The organism is Wolbachia endosymbiont (group A) of Andrena fulva, assembly GCF_964026815.1.
Lineage (GTDB): Bacteria > Pseudomonadota > Alphaproteobacteria > Rickettsiales > Anaplasmataceae > Wolbachia > Wolbachia pipientis.
On record NZ_OZ034701.1, the window covers coordinates 1366569 to 1391702 of the forward strand.

24 protein-coding genes and 3 pseudogenes are annotated in these 25134 nt (G+C 35.3%); 11 read left to right on the forward strand and 16 right to left on the reverse strand.

The genetic code is table 11. The features are described 5' to 3' along the window. Positions 1 to 82: 82 nt before the first annotated feature. Positions 83 to 1339 (reverse strand): iron-containing alcohol dehydrogenase, encoded by a 1257-nt coding sequence (locus tag AAGD84_RS06900; protein ID WP_265038084.1) that lies wholly within the window; start codon positions 1337 to 1339, stop codon positions 83 to 85. A gap of 42 nt (positions 1340 to 1381) precedes the next feature. Here AAGD84_RS06900 and dapE point away from each other — a divergent pair, with 42 nt between their 5' ends. Beyond that, the gene (dapE, locus tag AAGD84_RS06905) at positions 1382 to 2578 is read left to right on the forward strand and encodes a succinyl-diaminopimelate desuccinylase (RefSeq protein WP_341817988.1); all 1197 of its coding nucleotides are present in this window, start codon (positions 1382 to 1384) and stop codon (positions 2576 to 2578) included. A gap of 117 nt (positions 2579 to 2695) precedes the next feature. Here the strand turns inward: dapE and nth are convergent, their stop codons facing one another. Next, complete coding sequence (gene nth / locus AAGD84_RS06910; protein WP_209472633.1) at positions 2696 to 3334, reverse strand: endonuclease III; 639 nt, start codon at positions 3332 to 3334, stop codon at positions 2696 to 2698. Positions 3335 to 3355: 21 nt separating this feature from the next. Continuing rightward, a complete protein-coding gene (locus AAGD84_RS06915; protein WP_341817990.1) occupies positions 3356 to 4231 on the reverse strand; it encodes a molecular chaperone DnaJ in 876 nt (291 codons plus the stop codon). A 49-nt stretch (positions 4232 to 4280) separates the two neighbouring features. Between AAGD84_RS06915 and AAGD84_RS06920 the strand changes: the two are divergent. Further along, positions 4281 to 5139: pseudogene (locus AAGD84_RS06920) on the forward strand (IS630 family transposase). 28 nt (positions 5140 to 5167) lie between these two features. On the opposite strand, the pseudogene AAGD84_RS06925 reads toward AAGD84_RS06920, so the two are convergent. From AAGD84_RS06925 to AAGD84_RS06945, 5 genes and pseudogenes are all read right to left on the reverse strand, one after another. Then, positions 5168 to 5551 (reverse strand): annotated as a pseudogene (locus AAGD84_RS06925) (DUF6444 domain-containing protein); the annotation flags it as partial. Positions 5552 to 5615: 64 nt separating this feature from the next. Further along, positions 5616 to 5789 carry a hypothetical protein gene (locus AAGD84_RS06930; RefSeq protein ID WP_264722855.1) on the reverse strand — a complete coding sequence of 58 codons (174 nt, stop codon included), beginning with the start codon at positions 5787 to 5789 and terminating at the stop codon, positions 5616 to 5618. An 11-nt stretch (positions 5790 to 5800) separates the two neighbouring features. Continuing rightward, positions 5801 to 7102, reverse strand: a complete 1302-nt coding sequence (gene ltrA / locus AAGD84_RS06935) for a group II intron reverse transcriptase/maturase (protein WP_338476458.1) — start codon at positions 7100 to 7102, stop codon at positions 5801 to 5803. Beyond that, positions 7087 to 7599, reverse strand: a complete 513-nt coding sequence (locus AAGD84_RS06940; protein WP_245611107.1) for a hypothetical protein — start codon at positions 7597 to 7599, stop codon at positions 7087 to 7089. Before AAGD84_RS06940 ends, ltrA begins: the two co-directional genes overlap by 16 nt. A 235-nt stretch (positions 7600 to 7834) precedes the next feature. After that, positions 7835 to 9160, reverse strand: coding sequence for an IS4 family transposase (locus AAGD84_RS06945; RefSeq protein ID WP_341817859.1), 1326 nt, complete (start codon positions 9158 to 9160; stop codon positions 7835 to 7837). Between the two features lie 807 nt (positions 9161 to 9967). On the opposite strand from AAGD84_RS06945, the gene surE reads away from it, so the two are divergent. Beyond that, a complete protein-coding gene (gene surE, locus AAGD84_RS06950; RefSeq protein WP_264723003.1) occupies positions 9968 to 10720 on the forward strand; it encodes a 5'/3'-nucleotidase SurE in 753 nt (250 codons plus the stop codon). Between the two features lie 24 nt (positions 10721 to 10744). Here surE and hisS read toward each other — a convergent pair whose 3' ends face one another. Together hisS and AAGD84_RS06960 are read right to left on the reverse strand one after the other, a co-directional pair. Then, positions 10745 to 11968, reverse strand: a complete 1224-nt coding sequence (gene hisS, locus AAGD84_RS06955; RefSeq protein ID WP_264723004.1) for a histidine--tRNA ligase — start codon at positions 11966 to 11968, stop codon at positions 10745 to 10747. Further along, complete coding sequence (locus AAGD84_RS06960; protein WP_151807847.1) at positions 11965 to 12537, reverse strand: NifU family protein; 573 nt, start codon at positions 12535 to 12537, stop codon at positions 11965 to 11967. The genes hisS and AAGD84_RS06960 overlap by 4 nt, the downstream gene beginning before the upstream one ends. Before the next feature lie 166 nt (positions 12538 to 12703). Here AAGD84_RS06960 and AAGD84_RS06965 point away from each other — a divergent pair. Both AAGD84_RS06965 and AAGD84_RS06970 read left to right on the forward strand, forming a co-directional pair. Continuing rightward, positions 12704 to 13563, forward strand: a protein-coding gene (locus AAGD84_RS06965) for an IS630 family transposase (protein WP_264705388.1) whose coding sequence is annotated in 2 segments (ribosomal slippage) — positions 12704 to 13028 and positions 13028 to 13563 — 861 coding nt in all. Because the reading frame shifts where the segments join, the coding sequence is not laid out codon by codon here. Between the two features lie 86 nt (positions 13564 to 13649). After that, positions 13650 to 13910 carry a J domain-containing protein gene (locus AAGD84_RS06970; protein WP_227738613.1) on the forward strand — a complete coding sequence of 87 codons (261 nt, stop codon included), beginning with the start codon at positions 13650 to 13652 and terminating at the stop codon, positions 13908 to 13910. 19 nt (positions 13911 to 13929) lie between these two features. Here the strand turns inward: AAGD84_RS06970 and AAGD84_RS06975 are convergent, their stop codons facing one another. Then, a complete protein-coding gene (locus tag AAGD84_RS06975; protein ID WP_341817991.1) occupies positions 13930 to 15459 on the reverse strand; it encodes an N-acetylmuramoyl-L-alanine amidase in 1530 nt (509 codons plus the stop codon). 68 nt (positions 15460 to 15527) lie between these two features. Between AAGD84_RS06975 and AAGD84_RS06980 the strand changes: the two genes are divergently transcribed. From AAGD84_RS06980 to truA, 5 genes and pseudogenes are all read left to right on the forward strand, one after another. Beyond that, positions 15528 to 15698, forward strand: a complete 171-nt coding sequence (locus tag AAGD84_RS06980) for a J domain-containing protein (RefSeq protein WP_010082675.1) — start codon at positions 15528 to 15530, stop codon at positions 15696 to 15698. A 104-nt stretch (positions 15699 to 15802) separates the two neighbouring features. After that, positions 15803 to 17032 carry a cytochrome b gene (locus AAGD84_RS06985; protein WP_006280242.1) on the forward strand — a complete coding sequence of 410 codons (1230 nt, stop codon included), beginning with the start codon at positions 15803 to 15805 and terminating at the stop codon, positions 17030 to 17032. 347 nt (positions 17033 to 17379) lie between these two features. Continuing rightward, positions 17380 to 18138 (forward strand): cytochrome c1, encoded by a 759-nt coding sequence (locus AAGD84_RS06990; RefSeq protein WP_010963022.1) that lies wholly within the window; start codon positions 17380 to 17382, stop codon positions 18136 to 18138. Between the two features lie 284 nt (positions 18139 to 18422). Next, positions 18423 to 18545 (forward strand): annotated as a pseudogene (locus tag AAGD84_RS06995) (IS630 transposase-related protein); the annotation flags it as partial. Positions 18546 to 18616: 71 nt separating this feature from the next. Next, positions 18617 to 19354: a tRNA pseudouridine(38-40) synthase TruA gene (gene truA / locus AAGD84_RS07000; RefSeq protein WP_264719016.1), complete on the forward strand. Its 738-nt coding sequence runs from the start codon at positions 18617 to 18619 to the stop codon at positions 19352 to 19354. A gap of 88 nt (positions 19355 to 19442) precedes the next feature. On the opposite strand, the gene dnaN is transcribed toward truA, so the two are convergent. From dnaN to AAGD84_RS07020, 4 genes are all read right to left on the reverse strand, one after another. Next, the gene (gene dnaN / locus AAGD84_RS07005) at positions 19443 to 20600 is read right to left on the reverse strand and encodes a DNA polymerase III subunit beta (RefSeq protein ID WP_264719014.1); all 1158 of its coding nucleotides are present in this window, start codon (positions 20598 to 20600) and stop codon (positions 19443 to 19445) included. Positions 20601 to 20723: 123 nt separating this feature from the next. After that, positions 20724 to 21221 carry an invasion associated locus B family protein gene (locus tag AAGD84_RS07010; protein WP_006279310.1) on the reverse strand — a complete coding sequence of 166 codons (498 nt, stop codon included), beginning with the start codon at positions 21219 to 21221 and terminating at the stop codon, positions 20724 to 20726. Beyond that, positions 21214 to 22107, reverse strand: a complete 894-nt coding sequence (locus AAGD84_RS07015; RefSeq protein WP_341817992.1) for an RNA polymerase factor sigma-32 — start codon at positions 22105 to 22107, stop codon at positions 21214 to 21216. The genes AAGD84_RS07010 and AAGD84_RS07015 overlap by 8 nt, the downstream gene beginning before the upstream one ends. Before the next feature lie 318 nt (positions 22108 to 22425). Then, positions 22426 to 23112, reverse strand: coding sequence for an acyloxyacyl hydrolase (locus AAGD84_RS07020; protein ID WP_341817993.1), 687 nt, complete (start codon positions 23110 to 23112; stop codon positions 22426 to 22428). A 413-nt stretch (positions 23113 to 23525) separates the two neighbouring features. Here AAGD84_RS07020 and AAGD84_RS07025 point away from each other — a divergent pair, with 413 nt between their 5' ends. After that, positions 23526 to 24482, forward strand: a complete 957-nt coding sequence (locus tag AAGD84_RS07025) for an IS5 family transposase (protein WP_341817994.1) — start codon at positions 23526 to 23528, stop codon at positions 24480 to 24482. A gap of 318 nt (positions 24483 to 24800) precedes the next feature. On the opposite strand, the gene AAGD84_RS07030 is transcribed toward AAGD84_RS07025, so the two are convergent. Then, the gene (locus AAGD84_RS07030; protein WP_010963017.1) at positions 24801 to 25133 is read right to left on the reverse strand and encodes a YbaB/EbfC family nucleoid-associated protein; all 333 of its coding nucleotides are present in this window, start codon (positions 25131 to 25133) and stop codon (positions 24801 to 24803) included. Between the last annotated feature and the right edge of the window lies 1 nt (position 25134).

Here is a 25134-nt window from a genome sequence, read left to right on the forward strand (position 1 = left end):
GAGACAATGGATATAGGAGATTGTGAAAAGGTTTAGTTTTTGGCCTATGATCTCTTTAAATGACAGAATTTTACTACAAAACTTAACTTTCTTCTATGCAGTTAGCTAAGTCAAGAAAGGTGAATCTATCTCTTGTTGCAAACGCAAGATCGACCACTTTACAATATTGTTCTTTATTCCAATTGAGGTGCTCTGGTAAGTGTGGAATTGATAGATCTTCAAATATTTTTTGCAGGTGTTTTGCAGGTAGTAAATTTTGCTTAATTAAACTGGAAATATTATGCCATTCTTTGCGAATAATCTCTTGGATTTTTTGCTGCAGAATTTGCTTCTGTTCAAAAGTTCTTACAAATTCAATATTATCAAAGCACTGAGTTATATGTTTTACATCTAAAGTGGTCGGTTTGATTATTGGGTTTTGTATTGATAATATCTTTTCCTGTAAATTAGCCATAGTAATCGTTGTGACAGCAATTTTTTCACCATGTAGTGAGGAATAATCTTTTGTTACCATTTCCATTGCGTGAGCTATCATATGCTCTCCTTGGCTTGCAGAATAGCTGCCTTTTGACATCACCATTCCAAGTCCTGAAATTAGTAGAACTTCCATAAGTAATAGGACCACTTTTCTACTTCTTTTAGTAAGCGCCGTATATTCTCTTAGCAAAATTTGCTCCAAATCATGAACAAGTGTAAAAGGTAATTCATTGTATTCTGTGCTAAGCAACAAATGAGATAGTAGCCAGTCAGCCTGAACTGTTGAACGACAAATGAAATCTGCAAATCCGCTTAATGTGAGACGCAGTGGTGCATTGGCAAGTATGTCTATATCTATATATATTGCTCTTGGAAGATGTGCTTTGAACGATTTTTTATATCCATTTACTAATATTGAAGCATTTGCGGATGTATATCCATTCATGGAAGCGGCTGTTGGGAACGATATATAATCTTTTTTCTCGAGGTAGCTTGCATATTTGCAGATATCGTTAACGGTGCCGCTACCAAATGCAACTATTAAGTCACTGTCTTTTACTTTGTTTCTCACTAGATTTACGGTTTCAAGAGAGGCAGCTCTGCTTGGTGTCATTTCTCTACCTGGTGTCATTCCAGCGCGTGACACTGGAATGACAGGTGTGGCTGGAATAATTAAATGAGAAATTTTATTAAATACGTTTTTGTTTAAAAGTTTTGCTGTATTTTCATCTGCAACTAGAAAGATGTCATTTCCGTGTCGTGTGCATATTTCATAGATATCATCAGCAAGGTGGTAATCTGTTATTACTTCCCTTAGAAAAGTTTGTTCGGCTTGATGTAATATTTGTTTTAAATAGTGCATAGAGTGTTTACAATATAGCAATATAAGTATTTTAAGATTGACATGAAAATTGACCCTGTAGAGCTAACTAAGAAATTGATCTCTTTTGAGAGTATAACACCAAGGGACGGCGGGGCAATAGAGTATATAGCAACAATCTTCAAGAAGAGTGGCTTTGATTGTGAGATTTTAGAATTTGGTGATAAAGTTAAAAATCTTTATGCGAAATATATAAATGGAGTACCAAATTTGTGCTTTGCTGGGCATGTTGATGTTGTACCACCGGGTCAGTTAAAAGATTGGGCATTTGGTCCATTTAATTCAGAAGTGAGAGATGGCATATTATATGGAAGAGGGGCGGCTGATATGAAAAGCGGAGTAGCTGCGTTTATTGCTGCTATGGTAAATTTGATTGCAGAGAAGTTTCAATTTAATGGTTCGATAAGTGCATTGATTACCAGTGCTGAAGAAAGCATGGAAGAATATGGAACAAAAGCAGTTTTGGAATGGATGAAAAATAAGCAGAAAAAGATAGATTTTTGTGTGGTTGGCGAACCAACCAGTAGTGAGAAATTAGGTGATACCATAAAAATAGGCAGAAGAGGTTCTGTAACATTTGAATTAATTTGCCATGGAAAACAAGGGCACGTTGCCTATCCAGACCTAGCAGATAATCCAATATATAAGGTAATATCGATATTGAGTAAGGTAAAAAATACTACTTTTGATCATGGTAATAAATATTTTCAGCCTTCACATTGCGAAGTTACTACTATCGATGTTGGAAATAATACTAGCAATCTAATACCTGGTTCAGCAACTACACGTTTTAACATTCGATATAACAATGAACAAACACCGGGTGGCTTATATAAGCTGATTGATGAAATATGCTCCAGTGTAACTAACGATTATAAACTTTCTGTGCATAGCAGCAGGGACGTTTTCCTCTCTACTCCCGATAGAAATACTGATATTATGCTTGATGCGATAAATAAAGTTACCAGTATTGATGCTGTGCTGAGCACAAGTGGTGGCACATCTGACGCTGTGTTTATCAAAGATGTTTGTCCAGTGATTGAATTTGGTATAATCAACAAAACTGCACATCAGATAAACGAATGCGTATCAGTAAACGATATACACAAGTTAACAGCTATATATAAGGAATTTATAGAAAATTATTTCAATCCCACTAATAAAATATTGAATCAGGTCAACGTAGTTAGTAATATATCTAGTGGTCCATTGTTAGCTTAGATGTAATCAGATCTCTTTCATAACTGTTGTCTGAATAACAACTGGTGTCATTCCAGCAAAATGTGTCAAGTAAGTTTTTTCGTTTCTATAGCTACTTGGATGACAAAAGAAGAAATACTAGACTTTATACCTTTTGCACTCAAATTCACATAAATCATGAATTATGCACGTTTCACACGAAGGTTTCTGTGCTTTGCAAACATATCTACCATGCAAAACTAGCCAATGATGAGCATAAAGCAGGTATTTTTTGGGAACCACATTTAAAAGAGATTGTTCTGTTTTAAACACATCTTTTTCTTTCACAAGCCCGATTCTATTGCTCACTCTAAAAACGTGAGTATCAACTGCCAATGTTGGAATGCCAAGCCCCGAATTTAAGAACACATTAGCGCTCTTTCTTCCCACTCCCGGCAAAGACACCAAATCATCGAAATCAGTAGGCACTTTGCTATTGTACCTCTCAATCAATATTTTGCTGAGCCCGATTATGTTTTTTGCTTTGGAATTATATAAACCAATACTGCTTATGCATTTTCTTAGCTCACTCTGCCCAAAACTCAGCATTTTTTCTGGCGTATCAGTGATACTAAATAGCTCCTTTGTAATTTTATTAACGCTTATATCAGTTGTTCGCGCTGATAGAACTATCGCAACTAATAACGTAAAATCATTGGTATAATTCAGCTCTATTTTTGGTGCAGGATTTGATTGCTTGAATTTTTCAAATATCAGTTCTACTTTTTTTGAGTCCATGCATAGAGCTAAAAGCTTATACTACACTGGTTGCTGTGCAAATTCAATTCCTTTAGGCTTAGATAGTCCTTCAGCATTAACATCAGACATATCAGTTTTTACCTCATCAAAATTCCTCTCAGCAAATTCGCTTGCCACTTCCGCAAAACACTTTTTAATAAGAGGCATAACAATTGGCATTAACAGTTTTCGTGGATCATACCATCCTAACAGGTCAGTTTCCTTTTGTACCCTATCTCTTGGATCCTCTTCTAGTAAATCTTTTGTGTGCTTTTCAGCATATATTTCACAGCCTTTTGAGAAAACAGGAGCTAACATTTCAATTAATACTGCCAATAACAATAGTGAACCAAGTATGGTTCCACCAACAGTTAATCTATTAGCAATGAAATTTGTTGTAAGTAGATAAACAGAAAAAGCAGCTAAAGGATAGTTGATAAGAAGCTTACTGCCTAGCGCGATATAGTTCATTTTACTTATGAATTCATCAGTGGAAATTTCTGAATTTTTATACTTTTCCATATAATAATTCACTAATAAACCAAAGGCTCTACTAATAGCGATGTTAAATGCTATGATCCACCATGAAAAATAGCAACCTATAGTAACTGTAGTTAACAGGCCTAAGGGTAGAACACTAAGAGTCCGAATAAATAGTAAGGCATTTTTACGTTCTATAAATCTTAACGCTAATTCTTTTTTATCCTCATCTACTAGGTTCTTTTTTTCCTTTAGAGGAGAAATATAAAGAAATAGCCGTATACTAGGTTTTGATAAGCGTTTATTAAGCTCGCCAGGGTCTGACGGCCTAAAAAAACTGCCATAAATATCTCCTGAAAAACAGTATTCCACATCCTCTTCAAACGCACTATCATTCTTTTTTATAGCTCTTTCCATAAAAGTCCGGATGTGATAGGATAAGGGTAGATGATGATAAGGAGGTTGAATGCCAGCAGCATATAGTTATGATTTAAGAAAAAAAGCAATGGAAGCGCTAGACGAAGGAGAAAGCAGAGAAACAGTGGCAGCAAGATTTAAGATTGGACGAACTACTTTATGGGAGTGGCAGCAAAGAAAAAAAGAAACAGGAGACTTTCAATCAAAAAAACTTGGAAATGGGGGTTACAATCACAAAATTACCGACTGGGATACCTTTGCCAAATTTGCCAGAGAACACGGAGGAAAGACTCTATCGGAAATGGCTAAACTTTGGAACAACGTTAGTATCCAAACGATCTATCGAGCCCTTAAAAAAATTGGATTTACGCGCAAAAAAAGACATATGGATACAAGGAAAGAAACGAAGAAAAACGTGCTGAATTTTTGAAAATTATAGCGACAAAAGAACCTAAAAACTTAGTGTATATAGATGAGTCTGGCATTGATAACACCGAAGACTACCCCTACGGATATTGCCAGAAAGGACAGCGGTTTTATGCCTTAAAATCTGGAAAGAAAACTCAACGAATCAGTATGGTTGCAGCCTTAAGTGGAAGAAAGATAGTTGTTCCGTTAACCTTTGAAGGCCACTGTAATATGGATGTTTTTAATGGATGGTTTGAGCAATTTTTGACACCGATCTTGGAACCTGGACAGACTGTCATTCTTGACAATGCTACTTTTCATAAGTCTGATAAGATTATCGAGCTTGCTAAAGGGGTTGGTGCAGAAATTTTGTATCTGCCGCCTTATTCTCCAGATTTCAACAAAATTGAGCATCATTGGTTTGCTATAAAAAACAGAGCCAGGAAAAAATTCCTCTATTCGAATCCTTTCGTCGTGCTGTTGATTCTGCCTTCCTATGACCTGTTCGGACTATTATGAGAAATGCTATACTACATAAGGCCTAATTTCCGGAAGATCAACTTTTTGGTGAACATAAGGTTTTTCGCATATTACAAGCTCTCCTCCGCATTCGCAAATATTAGGCAACTCTATTTTTACTACTTTATCCGCTTCCATTGTGGCATGAAAATTTCCTTTATGCCCAACCTGATCGCCAACATTCCTTTCGCTTTTTGGCTTGTCCTTTTTTATTTTGTATAGCTCTTTTGAGCTGGGCAGGGATGAGTTTTTTGAATTTAAACCGAGCCTTTCCTTTAATTCAGCGTTCTCTATCTTTAAAGCTTTATTTTCTGCTTTTAAGTTTTCTATCTCTGCTTTCAGTTTTTCTATTTTTTGCTGCAAATTTTTGCAAAGTTCTAAAAGGTTTACCACATTAGTTATCTAAGTGAGGAAAGTCACCTCTCCCCACTCGACTTCGAAACCGGACTTGTGACTTTCACCACATCCGGCTTCTCTCTAACTTGGTGTTTGTCATACACACTCCTATGTAAATAATGTTCGGTAGAAGCTGTAGCTTTACTCCTCTCGTTTGAGTTTTATTACTACAACTCCCCCTAAAGAACCGTGCTTGCAGATTTCCCGCACACGGCTCATCAATATTAGTTTTCACAGTCGTCCCTCTTATGCATATAAAGAAAAATGTATTTTTGGCTTTGGTAATGGATTTACTTCTACGTAGTGTACAAACTGTTCCCAGGTCATACTCTTTTTCTGACTACGCCGATTTATCCATTTAAATGCTAGCTTTCTTACTGATGTGTAAAATTGTTTCAAACACCAATAATTTCCGCTAATACCAAAGTAGTTATAGTGTCCTGTTAATTTAGCCTTCAGTACTTGCCACCAATCTTTAAGTCGAATACTTCCGCGGACTATTTTCAACCACTCCTTGATTTCTTTTAGTTTTCTGGCTAGATTTAACTTAGAGGTTTTATGTCCCATCATTAATCTACCACGACGACTTTTTGCACCATAGTGCGTAAACCCCAGAAAATTGAAACTTTCCGTCCTTCGTTTCTCTCTTATCGCTCGTTGCCACTCCCTCTTGCCAAACTTTACTACTCTGGTCTTGTTTTCAGATACTTCCAACCCAAATTTATTTAGCCTTTGTTTCAGTAATTCCAGAAATTCTTCCGCGTCTACCTTACTTTCGCAACAAACCACAAAATCATCGCAAAACCTTATTACTTGTATATATCCTCTGGATCTTGGTTTAAATTTCTTTTCTATCCATAAATCCAACACATAATGTAAGTATATATTTGCTAATACAGGACTTACTATACCGCCTTGTGGTGTACCTTGTTTTGTTGCTTCATAATTTCCAGCTTCGACTATCCCTGCCTTGAGAAACCGCTTTACTAACCACAGCAAATTTGGGTCAGTTATTCGTTCCCTTAGACACCTCATTAGCCATTTATGCTGTATATTATCGTAGAACTTCTTGATATCCACTTCTACAATGTAGTTTATTGGCTTGTACATAACTGCTTTATCTAGTGCATTTACCGCTTGATGACAGTTTCTTCCTGGTCGAAATCCATATGAGCTGTCCAGAAAGTTTGCCTCGTAAATATTTTCTAATATCTTCTTCAGCATAATCTGTACTAATTTATCCTCGGTCGATGGTATTCCGAGTCCGCGTTTCTCTTTACTTCCAGCTTTCGGTATATATACCCTCTTTACTGGTTGTGGTTGATATTGCTTCCTCTTCATACTTTCTACTAGCACTTCGAGTTTCTCATTCAGATTTTCTCCGTATGATTCCACTGTTATCTGGTCTACTCCACAAGCCTTGTTACGCTTCAGTTCTTTATAACATCTCGCAAGATTCTCTGTATTTATCAGATGGACTAACGATGTGAATTTTAGTCGCTTATCTTGCTTTGCTCTTACTGCTATCTGGTTTAGTTTATATCGCATGTTATTCCTACCTCCGTTGTATTGGCATAGCAATCCCTATTCCAGTTACTATATTGCTGATCGCTTCCCCTTGTACGTGGCTTTCCCACATTCTGAGTACTATCAATCAGTCCGACTTCCCCTGCATCTTCCGCTAGTTCTTGCCTTTGTTGACTTGTTCCAACGTACCTTAATAGGAATGCATGGGATCTCCCAAGTTCACTTGAAGTCCATTTCAATACATGGCACGGTCTCAGATCCCGATAGAGTGAGTGATAACTTGCCTTTACGTTATCCTTCATGCTGTCTTCCATGGCCATGAACATGTCGACCTCTATGTCTTCAGGTATTTCGGGACTCCACTCCTTCACTTCCGTTGTGCCCTGCATTGTCCATCCCACTAGCTCTATTACACTCGTTACCTCATGCAACATAGTGGTCTGTTCCAAACTGTTGGCTAGACTTTGTTTGTGTTGGATTTTCACCAACTGTTCTCCAAGCACTTCTTGGCGCACCATAAATACCTCACAAAAACTATATTTTTAACATACCAGTGTTGTCATGTATTGTCAAGTTTTTAAAGAAGATTAAAAAATGCAACGCACATGTGCAAAAGACGCTAACTATGGATTAGCCAAGGAAGAAAGAGTAGGAAGAGGAAGGCTTTTTCTGTTTTAGGGAATATAAAATAAGCGTAGAAAAATATGAACTAGGTGTATAATTCACAGTGTAGTGGTATCCATACGCGTCAAGTTAAGAGATTGTGAGCAAATTTAGAGAGGTTAAAGTGGATACTCTAGCCCTTCTACGTTTGTCTTTTAATGAAAATCGCGACCAAGTTATAGTGAGTTTTTTAAGAAATACTTTTAAACTATTAATCTTGGTTAATACTAAAAATAACTCTCTAACCCGTCTTTTTAGCTCAATAAATGCCTTTGTTAAGCTAAGTTCTGTATTCTTTTTCACTTCTGTGCAACCAACTATGCCGTGAAATATAAGAATTGCGCACAATTTAGCATATAGTTCACATAATACTCTGCATGGCTTTCCTTTTAGCTTATCAAGTCTGATATGGCTTTTATACAATTTAAATAATAACTCAATTTGCCACCTTACTCTGTAAATCGTTAATACTTGCTCAGCACTAATTTTATTTTCTGGAACATTAGTTATAAATATTGACCAGTTCAACAATTTTTGATTTCTTTTAGAGGATGTATATCCCTGCGATCTTGCTAATCTATTAGCTTTCCTTCTTCTGGCTATAGACTGTTCTTCAGTTAGTTTCTGACATATAATTCTTACTCTAATTTTTGCTTCTTTTCCTAACAATACCTCGTTTTCTAAAAATAACTTATCCTCTAAACATTCTAATAACTCCATTTTTTGATTTGTTTCTACATCATATACGTTGGTATCGGATTTATAACGACTTATGAAATAAGCTCCTATTTCATTGATTTGTTTAAAAGAACTTGGCACAAAATAACCGAGATCAGATATTAGCAAATCATTGCTTGATATATTACTTAAATGTTTCCTATATCCCTGGTCTGATCTTATTCCCTCCGTTAAATTAAGTTGGTCTATTATCTGATTCATGTAATCGAAAACTAATTGTAACTTTATTCCAGACTTAGTATTGCTTTCATAGCCACTGTAGCTAGTACCATAACCTTTATACATCTCTTCCATACTGTTAGGTAGAGTAATATAGCTACTGTCCAATAATTTAACACTATTAAATTGCTGTAAGATTTTGCAATCAACTTGCAAGATATTTTTAAAGAGAACCACAGATTCATTATACATCCTTTTCATAAATTCCACTGCTTCTTCAGTAAATCTAAAATCCAAACCTTGTTTTGTTATATCTATCGAGTCCTCGTTTAGTAATTGACACATTGTTTCTACGCTACAATTATCAACTCCTATATTACCCAAGACCATGGCTTTTACGAATGATGAACCTTTTAGCTTTCTCTTTCTTTTTATAAACCTTGTTGTAATTGAGATTTTCTCTGCTTTTTCATTAAAAAATTCTTTGAGCTTTTTTGATAAGCAAGTTATTTTATTCATTGGTTCTCTCACTAAAAGTATATCTGGGAGAACTTATACCTTATTATTCTATCTCTTTCATACCTTTATTTCCTTAACTTGACGCGTATGGGAATGACAGCAGTCCTACGTCATACCGCGATTCATTCGCGGTATCTCTAGATCCCGCTAACAAGCAGCGGGATGACGGTTGTCGTTTAGCTACAAACATTAAGAAATTTACCAAATAAAAAAAAAGGCAAAAGAAGCCCCGTGGTGGTTGGCTATTTACTATGTACTAAAATATCGGCGTTTTTTTATTCTAAAACGCTTGATTAAGAGCGATTTAGCTGCTTTTAACTTGCAACTAACCTACACCGCAAGTGTTTAAGAAATTTACTAAGCAGGAAAAAAGGCAAAGAAACCCCGTAGTAGCTAGCATTCAAATTCTCCCTTGTCAATTTGACGTTTTTTGCTGTCTTAAACGCTTTGTAAGCGCGTTTCGGCTTATATAGGTAAAAACCTAAAAATTTTTAAAGACATGCGATGCACGTAGTGCGAAAAATTAAACATGAGACGCCAAATACCCTAAGTTTTTTGTCATTAACCTGCACAGATTGCGAAGATAAATAAATAACTTCAGTTTCATGATAAGGGGGCTGGCGGAGTTTGTCAAGTAAGTTTTTTCATTTCTATTGTAATGACAGTTATGGCCTGTGCAAGAAATCTATTGATTTACAGCAGGTTCTTTGTTACAGTCCACAGTTATGCAAAGAAACTTAAAGCCTCATGAGTTTATTTACAGCCAGTGGTTTACATAATTTGGAACTGTATAGCTGAGTATTGTATATGATAATATTGATAACAAACGATGATGGCTTTGGAAGTGAAGGAATAAAATTACTCGAAGAGATTGCACGGAATTTTGCGCCAGAAATATGGATAGTGGCACCAGATACTGATAGAAGCGGAGCTGCAAGATCTCTTGATTATCCAGTGAAACAATCTATTGGAATAAAACAACATAGTGAAAGGGAATTTAGTGTGTCTGGTACTCCTGCAGATTGTGTCATTATTGCGCTAAATAAAGTTATGAATAAAAAACCAGACTTAATATTGTCCGGAGTAAATATTGGATCAAATGTCGGGGACGATATTTGTTATTCAGGAACAATTGGTGCTGTAATGGAAGGTGCTGCAAGGTCTATACCTTCTATTGCGCTAAGCCAAGTTTATCATGATAAAATAGACTGGCACAATACAAAGGTTTTTGCACCAAAGGTTATTGCCAAGCTAGTTAAGGTTGGTTGGCCTAAAAACATAGTGATGAGTGTAAATTTTCCTGCTACGGAAAAAGTAAAAGGAGTAGAATTTGCTGAACAAGGTGAATATAACATTGATGGGGATTTAATTTTTACTGAAAATTCGAATGGCTCTTTTAGCTTAAATTGGTCTCGAGAGCACTCAGGCAGTGGTAGTATAAATAAAATAAAAGAAGGATTTATTACTATTACACCGGTAAAATTAGATTTTACAGATTATGATACTTTGAATACTATGAAAAATTCTTGTGCAGACGAATTTTCTTCTATAGCTGACTGAGAAAAACATTTGCATTGCTCCTAATTAGATGTTTTCTATTGTGTTATCGCGAGCAATTATTTTTTCTTCACCTGTATCCATGTTTTTAATCTTTAAAGTTTTACTATTCAATTCTTCATCGCCAAAAATTAAAGCAGCTTTAGCATTTGCTTGATTTGCTTTTTTCATTCGGGTTCTGAGCGTTCCGCTATATTCATAGATTACATATAAACCATTTCTGCGCAATTCATTTGCAAGTGTTAAAGCATGTTTTTCAGCCTCTCTACCGATTGGAATTAGGTAAATAGGTCGCTCTTCTTTCGGAGAATAATTGATTAACTCCATTATGCGCTCAATACCCCCTGCAAATCCTATTGCTGGAGTGTGTTTTCCACCTACTGAAGATACTAAATTATCGTATCTTCCACCGGCAAAAACTGCCCCTTGTGCACCTAAATCCTCTGTAACAAACTCAAACACTGTGTGGCAATAATAATCCAAACCTCGAACTAGTTTATTGTTTACGGTATAAGGTATATCAAGAATTGTTAATCCATTTAGTATTTGTTCAAAGAAATCTGAGGACTCTTTCGTATAATAATTGCTGATTTTGGGCGCATCAGAAATTATTGATTTATCTTTCTCGTCCTTGGAATCCAGTATTCTGAGTGGGTTTTTGATCAACCTATTTTTGCTATCTTCTGATAGATCATTTTGATACTTTGTAAAGTATAAGATCAAAGCTTCTCTATATTTAGTTATTGTTTCACCATCACCTAAAGAGTTGATTTCCAGCTTTACATTTTTATTGATGCCAAATTCAGTTAGTAAGTGCTGAGCGAGTGATATCAATTCAATATCAGCTTTTGGATCTTCTATGCCAAAAACCTCAAAATTTATCTGATGAAATTGCCTTTGTCTTCCCTTTTGCGGTCTTTCATAGCGAAATGCAGGTCCTGTTGAGAATAATTTTATCGGTGTTTGCAGTTTTTTTTCAATGAGTAGCCTGACAATCGCTGCAGTGAACTCAGGACGTAAAGTTATGCTCTTTCCCCCTTTATCATTGAAGCTATACATCTCTTTAGTGATGATATCTGAGCTATCACCTAAGGTTTTTGTAAAAACCTCCGTGTATTCAAATATCGGAGTTTGAGCAGGCAAAAAGCCATATAGATTTGAGATTCTGCTTGCTGTTTGCTCTATGTGTTTAAACTTGTACCATTCATCAAACAGGAGATCTTTTGTTCCTCTAACCGTTTGATTAGTCATAGTGTGGTCTCTATACCTGCAATCTCTGGTATGTGGTAGCTCAGCATATTTTGCACTCCTTGCTTTAAAGTAATTGCAGCACTTGGGCATCCAGAGCAAGCTCCTTGTAACTCAACATAAACTATCCCGTCTTTATAGCCACGAAATTTGATATCGCCACCATCTTGAGCAACTGCAGGTTTGATATAACTTTCCATTAATTCTTTTATTCTATTTACAATTTCTATATCATTTTTATCAAAAAATTCTTCATCCGGTATATTATTATCATTTACTCCTTCTTTATCTAGTGCTTTTCCACCTGAAGTAAAGTGATCCATGATTGTAGTTAAAATTTCTACTTTTAATGTATCCCAATTAATTCCACCCAATTTTGTTACTGAAATAAAATCATGACCAAAAAACACTCTTACCACATGTTCTATTTGAAAAAGATTTGCTGCTAGTTTAGAATTTTTTATCTCATTTGCATTTGAAAAATCAGCCGTTTCTCCTTCGTTTAAAATTTCAAATCCAGGAAGGAATTTTAGCGTATTTGGGTTTGGTGTTTCTTCAATCTGGATGAACATGTTATTTACCATGACAATTATAATTGTTACTATTTAATCATAAAATGATAAAAAAATATACATGTCATTCATCTTTTTTCTTTTTTTAGTATTCATAGTAATTATAGCTCTTTCCATAAAAGTCCGGATGTGATAGGATAAGGGTAGATGATGATAAGGAGGTTGAATGCCAGCAGCATATAGTTATGATTTAAGAAAAAAAGCAATGGAAGCGCTAGACGAAGGAGAAAGCAGAGAAACAGTGGCAGCAAGATTTAAGATTGGACGAACTACTTTATGGGAGTGGCAGCAAAGAAGAAAAGAAACAGGAGACTTTCAATCAAAAAAACTTGGAAATGGGGGTTACAATCACAAAATTACCGACTGGGATACCTTTGCCAAATTTGCCAGAGAACACGGAGGAAAGACTCTATCGGAAATGGCTAAACTTTGGAACAACGTTAGTATCCAAACGATCTATCGAGCCCTTAAAAAAATTGGATTTACGCGCAAAAAAAGACATATGGATACAAGGAAAGAAACGAAGAAAAACGTGCTGAATTTTTGAAAATTATAGCGACAAAAGAACCTAAAAACTTAGTGTATATAGATGAGTCTGGCATTGATAACACCGAAGACTACCCCTACGGATATTGCCAGAAAGGACAGCGGTTTTATGCCTTAAAATCTGGAAAGAAAACTCAACGAATCAGTATGGTTGCAGCCTTAAGTGGAAGAAAGATAGTTGTTCCGTTAACCTTTGAAGGCCACTGTAATATGGATGTTTTTAATGGATGGTTTGAGCAATTTTTGACACCGATCTTGGAACCTGGACAGACTGTCATTCTTGACAATGCTACTTTTCATAAGTCTGATAAGATTATCGAGCTTGCTAAAGGGGTTGGTGCAGAAATTTTGTATCTGCCGCCTTATTCTCCAGATTTCAACAAAATTGAGCATCATTGGTTTGCTATAAAAAACAGAGCCAGGAAAAACATTCCTCTATTCGAATCCTTTCGTCGTGCTGTTGATTCTGCCTTCCTATGACCTGTTCGGACTATTATGAGAAATGCTATACATTTGTCTTGCCTAGCGTTGTTGTATTTTTTCTTTTCCTGACAAAAAAAAATAATATGAGTTTCATGATGAACTCTATATTGAGTAAGTTTTTGAACGAATTTAGTAGCAGTAGAAGTTATACTGAAAATTACACTGGTGATAACATGTCCAAGGATGAAGCATTAAAGATACTGGGGCTGAATCCTGAGGCAAGTCAAAATGAAATCAATAAAGCATATCAAAATTTAATGAAATTAGTTCACCCAGATAAGGGAGGCTCGGAATATTTTGCGCAAAAGCTAAATGCGGCACGTGATAAATTGTTAAAAAAGTGATCTTAAAAAAAGTTTTCGTTTAACGAATTTCTTCCTTTGCTTTTTCTAAATACTCCAATATTGCTTCATGTAGTGCAGTCCATGTTATCTGTTCTTCCAGGGAAGGTATAAATTCTTGTCTCCAAGCATTCTTAAACTCCTGAAACCACTGTTTTTCAAAACCCTGAAATTCTAAAGAAATATCTACTTTAAAGCTATCAATTAAACTGGAAACTTCTGCAGCTTTAGAGCTATCTAGTGATTTTAAAGATAACACTCCACTCTTTAAAATCTCTAACTCTTCCAATACATTAAGCTTAAATGGTTTATAGAGTGAAGACCATATGCGATATCTTAAATAAGAATCATAGTATAACTTAATTTTGTACATTAAAGTGGTAGATGCATCAGGAGAAATGTTATTCTCATATTGTACAAGAGAAGATAATAAATTCTCATAATCTACTTTGCTTAAACATGGTTGTAGAGTCGATTTAATTTTTTCACTAAAGGTTAGATAACTAGAAGAAATGCCATGACTATATTCACTAAAGAATTCAGGAAATATATCTGCTTGTTCTAGTTTAAGAGGTAGATCTTTTCTAATTTCTCTTGGTAAATTATGTATTGAAAACTGATAAATAACCCATACAAAATTCTCATCAAACTCATCTGAGTAATCAGCCTTATTATCAGGAAAAATTACATTACCTTTCTTATCATTCCAAGGTTCTATCTTATAGAAAAATCTGTTCAGCCTTTGTTTTAATTTCAAAATACCTTCATTTCTATCACCTGCTTTATACAATGTTTTGCCCATTTTGTGTTTAGCATCTTTAGGGTTTATTCTGTCACTTATGTGCAATCCAATTTCATTTTTCTCTAATAACTCCCAATCAAACAATTTGTGTGGATCTGGTTTACGCATTGTATAGCCAAGCTCTGGATCATACACTATAGTTCCTATTTCAGAATGACTAAATATCATATCCCTTTTAATTTTAAAACGCTCCATAAGGTATAAAATCAGCTCTTTAACGGACCTCATTTGCTCTTCCGGAAAAGGCTCAAGTCCTGTGTTTACAATTTCAATACCTACAGAATAGTTGTTAAGCTTCCGTAACTCTTCAAGCTTACTATCTACCTTAACTCTTGCATAACTAATACCAGCATGCCATGCTTCTTTCTCTAATGGAACCATTAAGGTGATGCTGCCATCCCTATCGACAATAAAATGAACTGACAATCCTCTAGCATTCAGCGTATCTTTTGTACCTTTTAGTGTTGATGTTTCAGTATGGTGAACTATAACCATCAACACTTTTTTACCTGCCCTATCACCATAATTTAAAGCTGAAGCTGGATCTAAAAATAACAAATCCTGATCTTTCAATAATGGTAATTTTTCTTGTAAATCTTGAAAATCATTCTCGATATTGCTTGAACTGGATACTTGCCCAGATATGAGAAATGCTGAGACAGTAATCAGTAAAACTAATAAATATTTGTTGACTTTAGATAGTTGGATTTTCATACCATCTTCATAAACACTTTGTAGATAATTTTTCATTATATAGTTAGAATAGGGTTGTTGAATAAATTTACAAGACAAAATCATACTAGTCTGGTAGTAGTAACATGTTCAGAGATGGAGCATTTAAAGTGCTAGGAATAGATTCTGGAGCGAACCAAAATGAAATCAATAAAGCATATCAAAATTTAATGAAATTAGTTCACCCAGATAAAGGAGGCTCGGAATATTTTGCACAAAAATTAAACGCAGCACGTGACAGGTTGCTGAAGAGGTAATTAATATTGCTTTAAAGTTTTTATTTGTGCGTAAAGGATAAGTTGCTACAATAAAAAAATAAGATAAAAGTAGCAATGGACATCTGTTCAGAAAGGTTTAAGTTATGCAGGAAGATAACAAAAAAGAAACAATAAAAGAAGAAAAAGGCATATTAGGATGGATAGAATATAGATTGCCTATATTTTCTTTTCTAAGACACACTGCTTCTTACCAAGTGCCAAAAAACTTAAATTATGCTTGGAACTTTGGCTCTTTGGCTGGTATAGCGCTGATTTTACAAATAATAACAGGTATATTTCTTGCTATGCACTACACTCCGCATGTTGATTATGCGTTTAATAGTGTAGAGCGCATAATGCGAGATGTGAATTACGGGTGGTTAATACGCTACACTCACGCTGTTGGAGCATCGCTCTTCTTTATGGTAGTCTATGTTCATATAATGCGTGGATTATATTACGGATCTTATAAAAGACCGAGAGAGATGGTGTGGTTTATTGGAATATTTATATTTTTTGCAATGATGGCAACTGCCTTTATGGGATATGTATTGCCTTGGGGACAAATGAGTTTCTGGGGTGCAACAGTTATAACCAACTTATTTTCTGCTATACCTTTAATTGGCAATAAAATAGTTATATGGTTATGGGGTGGTTTTTCAGTGGATAACCCAACACTTAACCGTTTTTTCGCTCTGCATTATCTTCTGCCTTTTGTTATTATTGCTTTAGCTATGCTTCATGTGATAGCTCTGCATAGGTTTGGCTCTGGTAACCCAAGTGGAGTGGAGGTAAAATCAGATAAGGATACCATCCCTCTCTATCCTTATTATATAGTCAAGGATTGCATAACTTTTGGTCTGTTTTTTGTAGTTTTGTTCGCATTTGTTTTCTATGCTCCCAATTATCTTGGGCATCCAGACAATTATATAGAAGCTGATTCTATGGTCACTCCGGTACATATAGTGCCAGAGTGGTATTTTTTACCTTTTTATGCAATGCTACGTTCAATTCCAGATAAACTTACTGGTGTGCTTACCATGTTTGCGTCTATTTTAGTGTGGTTTTTGTTACCTTGGCTTGATAAATCAAAAGTTAAAAGTGGTGCTTATCGCCCGGTGTTTAAGAAATTTTTTTGGGTTTTTGCAATAAATTTTGTACTTCTTGCCTGGCTTGGAGGACAAGAGGTAAAAGAGCCTTACATCACTATGAGTAGGCTATCTACTCTTTATTACTTTGCATACTTTGTGATAGTTTTACCACTGCTTAGTAAGTATGAAAAGCCAAAAGAACCACCAAAAACCTTAAGTGATTCTGTGCCGGAGATGAGGTGATGTCAATTCAAAGCAGATCTCTTACAAAATTCTCTGTCATCCCAGAGCTCTCTTTTGTCATCCCAGTACTTGACACTGGGATCCAGAAAAAAAATAAATGGATTCCAGCATCATGTACACAATTGTATGAACGTTGTATACAACACACAGTGTCATTCCACTATCTTCCGTTGTCATCCCAGTGCTTGACACTGGGATCCAGGTATAAAAATACTTACAAATCATGCAATGGACAACAGATTCTAGGAGTGCATGATAACCATAATGTCAGTGATGAAATAAGCTGGATTCCAGTGTCAGCTACTTGCATGACATCAATTCGAAATTTACTAAAACAGTGGTTATGCATGGGATCTAATGTATTTGCAATCTTCTGCATGTTATTTCTATCTAGTCTTATATCTGCAGAAGAATTTAAATCATCACCAAATAAGAAAATAGACTGGAAATTTGATGGAATTGTCGGATCTTTCGATAGAGAGTCAATTCAGCGTGGCTATAAAGTGTATAAAGAAGTCTGTGCTGCTTGTCATTCAATGAATAGGGTAGCATTTCGTAATTTGCAAGATGTCGGTTTTTCTGAAGAAGATGTAAAACAAATAGCAGCTTCTTATCAAGTTAAAGATGGTCCGAATGATTTGGGTGAAATGTTTGACAGACCTGGAGTACCTTCGGATTATTTTATTGCGCCTTTTGATACAAAAGAAGCAGCTGCAGCAAGCAACAATGGTGCAGTCCCACCAGACTTATCATTAATTATTAAAGCAAGGCATGATGGTGCAAATTATGTCTATTCATTGTTAACAGGCTATCAAAACGGCGAACACGATGAAAATGATTTATATTTTAATTCGTATTTTCCAACAGGCAGATTAGCTATGGCGCCACCACTTTCTGAAGGAATGGTGGAATATGATGGTGCAAGGCAAGCCACAGTTGAAAATATGGCGTATGATGTGATAAATTTTTTACAATGGGCAGCAGAGCCAGAATTAGAGCGCCGGCATAAACTTGGATTAAAAGTAGTGGCGTATTTTATAATTTTAACAGTGTTTTTTGTATTAACTAACAACAAAGTTTGGAGCAAGCTCTATAAAAAGAAGTGATAGTCAATTTTGCCTCAAGCACAATGGTTGTCATCCAAGTAGCTAACACTGGTTCCTTTATGACGGTGTCATCCGAGTAGCTGACACTGGGATGGCTTTGTCGCATCGTACCTTATACGGTAATAATTTACGATAAATTCATGTAGCCATTTCGAATTTAGCCATACCAATGTCAGTAAATTTATTAAGCAAATAGCACTTAATGAGCAGTTCTTTTTCACGATTTATAGCTCTTTTCATAGAAGTCCGGATGTGATAAGGATAGATAATGATAAGGAGGTTGAATGCCAGCAGCATATAGTTATGATTTAAGAAAAAAAGCAATGGAGGCGCTAGACGAAGGAGAAAGCAGAGAAGCAGTGGCAGCAAGATTTAAGATTGGACGAACTACTTTATGGGAGTGGCAGCACTGTAGGCTTGACCATAAATTATGTTAAGATAGAAAATGACTATTTTAGATAGAGCTTGATGTAATGCAGTGCGATACAAAATAACGGTAGAATATAATGGTAGTAATTTCTCTGGTTGGCAAAAACAGCAACACTCTGCTAACTCAATCCAGGAGAAGATAGAAAATGCTATATTTAATTTTAGTGGTGAGAAAATTGCCTTGTACTGTGGTGGCAGGACTGATGCAGGGGTTCATGCTTTAGGACAAGTTGCTCATTTTGATATGGAAAAGGAATTTGAGCTTTATAGAATAAGAAATGCAATAAATTATCATTTAAAATCAATTCCTATAGTCGTGCTCAATGTAGAAGTTGTAGATGATGCGTTTCACGCACGGTTTTCAGCAAAAAAAAGATATTACGAATACAGAATAGTTAATCGCTATGCTCCTGCCGCTCTGGAGACAGGTTATGTATGGCAAGTGTTTAGTCCACTTGATGTAAATATTATGCGTGAAGCTGCTAAACATCTACTTGGAAAACATGACCTTTCAAGTTTCCGTTCAAAAGATTGTCACGCCGCAAATCCGATAAGAACAATTGATGATATCGATATAGTACAAAACGGGAATCATATACACATCAAAATATCTGCTATTTCCTTTTTACATAACCAAGTGAGGATTATTGCGGGTACTTTAGTTGAATTTGGAAAAAATAGAACCAATCCGCAAGAAATGCTACATATATTAAGCCAATGCAAAAGAAGTGCTGCTGGGGTTACCGCGCCGCCTTTTGGCTTGTATTTGGTAAAGATAGATTACTAATTTAATAAAAAGTAACGTTCTTAGTGAAATAAGTTCCATACCGCCGCAGTATCTCCAGATCTCGCTAACAAGCAGCGAGATGACGAGTTTAAGTTCTCATTGGCATCACTACATATAATACACTTGAATCATCTTCATCAGTGATAATTGTAGCACTATTACCATCGGCTAAGCTAAACTTACATTTATTTTTTATGCAAGATAGAACATCAAGCAAATAACGCGAGTTGAACCCTATTTCTATAGGGGCTTCATTGTAGTCCACTTCTATGGATTCAGTTGCATCACTGCACTCTTGGGAGTTTGAATGCAGAGTTAGCAGCTTTTCTTGTAGTGAGAATTTAATAGATTTTACTTTATCAGATACAACAACGGAAACTCGATCTATAACATCTGAAAGTTTTTTACTTTCAATAATCATATGCTTATCTTGAGATGCTGGAATAACTGCTTTATAATTTGGAAAAGTTCCATCTATTAATTTTGATATTAGAATATATTCACCGCATGTAAACTTGATTTTTCTGTCTGAGAGTTTTACATTAATTTCATTACAATCGTCCAATATTTTTAACAGCTCCATAACAGTTTTACGTGGAATGATCACACCAAATTCGCCATTGATGTTCCCAGGCTTTGGCCTCTTTATACATGATAAACGATGGCCATCAGTTGCAACGCAGTACAGAAACTGCTCATCTGTATGTAGATATATTCCATTTAAATTATACCTTGTATCATCTAGTGATACAGCAAATTTTGTTTTAGTTAATAAGTCTATCAGGTCCGTATTTAGTAGAATAAAATCATGTTTATAATTGTCTTCTTCAAGAGCAGGAAAGCTGCTTGAAACTACATTCGGTAAAGAAAAGTTTGCATTTCCGCAAGACATCAATAATTTTCCTTGGTTGTTTACTTCAAAATTGACATCCAAATCAGCGGGTAACTTCTTCACTATGTCATGTAAAGTATGCGCTGAAATTTTTACTTCTCCTTCTGTTAATACGGTTGCAGCAAGTGAGGCAAACATTGAAATGTCAAGATCAGTTGCCATTAATTTTATGCTGCCGTGTTGTGCTTTGATATTTATACACGCCAAAACATCTATTGCATTACGCCTTTCAACCACTCCACTTACTCTGGATAATGTATTTAAAAGACTTGTGCGGCTCACGCTAAAACGCATCTGCTCGCACACAGAATTTTGCTTTTTGATTTCTGTATCTACACCTGCAACCTCTGACATTGCTAACTCTCAAAAATATATTTTAAATGATATCCACATCCCATATAAAGTAAAGTGCTATTTATATTTCCATTGAAAGAGTAGTCTAGTTTATACTATAGCTGGGTATTCTGTTACAATAATTTACTTTGTATGGCATAAATCATGCATTTTTTGATACGCTTTTTGAAAACCAAGTAGGGAATAAGTATCATCAATGGTCACTGTTTTTGTTTTTCCATTAACTACCATTGATAATCCCTGCTTCATTTTTAGAATGAGATCTTGATCTATTTTTGTATGCTCTGCCCACGCAAAACTTCCCTGTATTATGGGCAGTGTATATTTAATTTTTTTGTCGATATTGAGAGCTACAGGCTCCTTATCATACTGAAAACCAGAGGTAACGCTTACCTCATCTGCTTTTTTATCAACATAACTAACCATTACATACGGCTTGCGATTGGTTGTATAATATTCGCTTTTTTTTTTAGGATAGGATACAATATAACATACTTTCTCTCCATCTTCCAATGCAGTATACACGAGCCAATCTTTATATTTTTCCTTCAATTGTACATCACTAACCGATGCAAAAGCGCCTATCGAAAAAAATATTAGAAATATAAAAAAACTACGCATGCAAACAAAATTTCAAACTTTCAGATTGTATATATTGTTTTACCTTAGCCATCGCCTGCTCAGCCAACTGCCTTATTCTTTCTCTTGAAACACAATATTTTTTACTAAGTTCATCCAGAGTTTGAATGTTTTCAGACAAATATCTACTGATAAAAATGTCTCTTGCCCTTTCGTTGAGGCTCGCTAGTGCATTGTTTAAAATTGCTTCTTTTAATTCTTTTTCTTCATGATTCTGATAGGTTACTTCTTGACTAACCAAGTTACATGGGATCATATCTTGTAGCTCCCTTTTAGAGCCATCACCTATTTTTATGCAATCGTTTAGCGACTGATCCTTACAAGCCATACGGTAATTCATCTGCAGAACGTCTCCTTCGGATACAGAAAGCTCATTAGATATTGCTTTTATTTCTTCATTATTTAAGGTTTCCCTGTTTGTATACTGTAAAATTCTTTTTTTTATTTTACGTAAACTAAAAAACAATCTTCTTTGTGCTTGCGTTGTGCCTATTTTCACAAACGACCAAGATTTCAATATAAAGTCTTTTATTGAAGCTTCAATCCACCACACCGCATAAGTTGAAAAACGAAACCCTAAATCAGGATTAAACTTTTTCACTGCATGCATTAAACCCATATTTCCTTCCATGACCAGGTCCATCAACAATAGTCCATAATTTTTGAATTTCATTGCAATTTTCACTACCAAATTCAAATGGCTGGTAATCAATTTATGAGCAGAAGAAACATCCTTATATTGGTTCCAATTTTTTGCTAATCGTACCTCTTCCTCTTGAGACAGCATAGGAAATTTTTGCACCCTAGCAATATATTGCATGAGATTGGTTCTGCTATCGACACATAAGTTTGCCATTGAGGTCAACATAACAACTTAAATTAAAACTTCATGCATATAATATATTGATTTTCCAGCAAAAATTCAAGCTTTGATTTGAAAAAAGTACAAATTTTCCATCTAATTTCTTGGAGACAGTAGGCCGCAGTGTTAGCTAATTGGATAACATTATGTAACTTTAGATGATATTCTACCAGTACAATGGTAAACGTTATAGCTTAAACACATAGCAAATAGTGTTATTCCAGTGCCTTGACACTGGAATCCACATTTCTTTTTTCTAGATCCCAGTGTCATGCTACTTGAATGACAAGAAAAAACCCACTGGGATAACAAGACTGAGATAGACTAAAAATTAAACGCTACTCCAGCTTCTGCACCAACAGTGCTGTAAAGGACTGTATGTCCTCCTTTGTCTTTCTCACCACCGCTTTTATCGAAATTAGCACCATAAGAACCGAAATAACGAGCTCCAGCATAAAGTTTGACTTCCGGAGTTACATCATAACTAACACCAGCTTTTACTTGACCAGCAAAACCAAATTTACTTTTTTGATCATTCACAGCGTCTTTCAAAGGAGTGCTAATATACGCTGCACCAACACCAACACCAACATATGGAGTGATAGGCATATCTTCAATTGCTATATCGTAATAAACGTTAACTAGCCCTGAAATTGCTGTTAAGCTGCCCGCAACAGTATCTGGAGTAAGCACTTCATCATTGTTCACATTCTTGTTTAGCTGTGAATATAGCCCTTCAATATCAACTCTAATGTCGTCCATTTTATAACCAAATGCGGCACCACCTCCTATAAAAGAAGCTTTAAAAGGATCAACATCATCAGTCCCCTTTTTAATTTTCATGTTATCAACTTTTGTGAAAAGAGGTAAAACTTCACCGTTGTATTGCAAACGAACGTAGTAGCTAGTTTCTTCATCACTTATTGGACCAACAGGATCTGAAAAAGCATAGTTTGATAAACTTAGCAACGTTGCTAAAGCGGCTGCTGAAAAAAACTTTTTATAATGCATAATTGTCCTCGTAAAAAAAATTAAAATTCCACTTTAGCAGTCTAAGTAACAACTAAAGTTAAGTCAAGTGCTAACTTAATAACACAAAATATTCTACATTTTAACTAATTTTTAGGAGAAGACAAAGATTTTATTAATGAATAAATACGACTTTTGATTTTTTGGTATAGCTAACACAGGTAAGATTTACTATCGAAAGACCTCGTCATCTCGCTGCTTGTTAGCGGATGAGAAATCCACAACTGTACGAACATTGCAATTTGGGCCTACCAGGAGGGCAATGCCTCTTATCCAAGTACCATCTTCTTGTCATCCCAGTCTGGGATGGCTTTGTTGCATCGCTCAAGTGAAAAGAACTGGCAGTTACTGACAAAATTCATTATAAATAGCCATTTAACTGTTGAAGAAAAAATATGCCACAAAAAATGAGAGTCAGTAACTGCCATGAATATAACAAATTTCTCCAAGAAAGAGGAAGCATTTTTTGTTATATCAATGACGCCATAGAAAATTGGTACGAGAATTGTCCAAAAATGCAGGGCGGCAACTATATTTATAGTGATAAAGTTGTGATTTTGGTGCATATAATCGTCAGTTTCTTTAGAATTGGTTTAAGACAAACAGTCGGGTTTATAAAAGGGTATTTGCAACAAATAGGAAGAGATTTGGCAGTTATCAGCTATTCACAAGCATCAAGAAGGTTTAAGAAACTTAATATTAAGATAAATGATTGCAGAATTGATAAAAATAATATGGAAGATATCGAAATTGCTATAGACAGTACAGGAATTAGTATATACAACAACACTCCTGGTCACAGCAAGGAAAATAGCACTGACAGAAAATATCGTGGCTATGAGCAAACGAGAAAATTGCACGTAATGTTGAATATAAACAACAAAAAAGCCATAGCTGTAAAATACAGTAACGGTGTCTACTCTGATCACTATGGAGCTTGTGATTTGCTAAAAGAAGTTGATTTTCAGCATGCCATAAAAGCACTATATGCAGATAGAGCATGTGATAGGCACAAGTTTTATAAGTTGTGTAACGAATATGATATAAAGACAAAAATTCCACCAATAAACAATGCGGCAGAACATCCAGAAATAGATTATATGTCTGACAGGAATGCTGCTATTAGGTTAATAAAATTATACTGTGAAGATGGCATGAAAGAATGGAAAAAAGAAGTAAATTATGGGAAAAGATCTTATATTGAAGGGTTTTTCTCAAGATTAAAGCAAATATTCGGATTTAGTTTTAGGAATAAATCTGAGATAAATCGAGAAAAAGAACTGCTAATCAAATGCTATTTGCTTAATAAATTCACTGATATTGGTATGGCTAAATTTGAGATAGTTACATGAATTTACCATAAATCACCATCTCATAAAGTGTGATGCAACAAAGCCGTCTGGGATCCAGGAATTTTATTAAGTTGGTAAGCATAAAAGTAGCCGTTTTATGTTAAAACACAATGTTCTTGATGAGATTACGGCAAGGCTGGATTCCAGACTGGAATGACATCGTTTACTATGTGCCATATTGCAATGTTTGTACAGTTGTGGAATGAATCACGGTATGACGTAGGGCTATGCTAGTATAGGTACATTATATGAAGAAGTACTAGCGTTGGGAATATTAGAAAAAAAATACTTACACTAAAAGAAACTTCAGTAGTAAATTCAAAAAGGAAGTTTAAACCCAGATGGTAAACCCATCATACCTGCAAGATCAGAAGTTGCATTCGCCATATCTTCTTCTGCTTTTTTAACGGCATCATTAAACGCTGCTGTTACTAAATCCTCTACTATATCTTTTTCCTCATTTCTCATAAGTTCTAAGTCTATGTTCACCTTTTTAGCTTTATAGCTACCTATTTTTATGACTTCCACTAATACAGAAACTTTGCCACCACCAGAAATACCTTGAAACTCTTTTCCAACATATTTTTCTTGAGCTTCTGCAAGCTTTTTTTGCATCTCTTGCGCTTGTTTCATTATTTGACTAAAATCCACA

Coding starts and splice junctions, on each gene's coding strand:
- nth (WP_209472633.1), bottom strand. CDS start 3,334: ATGGACTCAAAAAAAGTAGAACTGATATTTGAAAAATTCAAGCAATCA.
- AAGD84_RS06915 (WP_341817990.1), bottom strand. CDS start 4,231: ATGGAAAGAGCTATAAAAAAGAATGATAGTGCGTTTGAAGAGGATGTG.
- ltrA (WP_338476458.1), bottom strand. CDS start 7,102: ATGCGATATAAACTAAACCAGATAGCAGTAAGAGCAAAGCAAGATAAG.
- AAGD84_RS06985 (WP_006280242.1), top strand. CDS start 15,803: ATGCAGGAAGATAACAAAAAAGAAACAATAAAAGAAGAAAAAGGCATA.
- AAGD84_RS07020 (WP_341817993.1), bottom strand. CDS start 23,112: ATGCATTATAAAAAGTTTTTTTCAGCAGCCGCTTTAGCAACGTTGCTA.
- surE (WP_264723003.1), top strand. CDS start 9,968: ATGATAATATTGATAACAAACGATGATGGCTTTGGAAGTGAAGGAATA.
- dapE (WP_341817988.1), top strand. CDS start 1,382: ATGAAAATTGACCCTGTAGAGCTAACTAAGAAATTGATCTCTTTTGAG.
- AAGD84_RS07010 (WP_006279310.1), bottom strand. CDS start 21,221: ATGCGTAGTTTTTTTATATTTCTAATATTTTTTTCGATAGGCGCTTTT.
- dnaN (WP_264719014.1), bottom strand. CDS start 20,600: ATGTCAGAGGTTGCAGGTGTAGATACAGAAATCAAAAAGCAAAATTCT.
- AAGD84_RS06980 (WP_010082675.1), top strand. CDS start 15,528: ATGTTCAGAGATGGAGCATTTAAAGTGCTAGGAATAGATTCTGGAGCG.
- AAGD84_RS07025 (WP_341817994.1), top strand. CDS start 23,526: ATGCCACAAAAAATGAGAGTCAGTAACTGCCATGAATATAACAAATTT.
- AAGD84_RS06945 (WP_341817859.1), bottom strand. CDS start 9,160: ATGAATAAAATAACTTGCTTATCAAAAAAGCTCAAAGAATTTTTTAAT.
- AAGD84_RS06990 (WP_010963022.1), top strand. CDS start 17,380: ATGGGATCTAATGTATTTGCAATCTTCTGCATGTTATTTCTATCTAGT.
- AAGD84_RS07015 (WP_341817992.1), bottom strand. CDS start 22,107: ATGTTGACCTCAATGGCAAACTTATGTGTCGATAGCAGAACCAATCTC.
- AAGD84_RS06960 (WP_151807847.1), bottom strand. CDS start 12,537: ATGTTCATCCAGATTGAAGAAACACCAAACCCAAATACGCTAAAATTC.
- AAGD84_RS06940 (WP_245611107.1), bottom strand. CDS start 7,599: ATGGTGCGCCAAGAAGTGCTTGGAGAACAGTTGGTGAAAATCCAACAC.
- AAGD84_RS06975 (WP_341817991.1), bottom strand. CDS start 15,459: ATGAAAAATTATCTACAAAGTGTTTATGAAGATGGTATGAAAATCCAA.
- hisS (WP_264723004.1), bottom strand. CDS start 11,968: ATGACTAATCAAACGGTTAGAGGAACAAAAGATCTCCTGTTTGATGAA.
- AAGD84_RS06970 (WP_227738613.1), top strand. CDS start 13,650: ATGAGTTTCATGATGAACTCTATATTGAGTAAGTTTTTGAACGAATTT.
- AAGD84_RS06900 (WP_265038084.1), bottom strand. CDS start 1,339: ATGCACTATTTAAAACAAATATTACATCAAGCCGAACAAACTTTTCTA.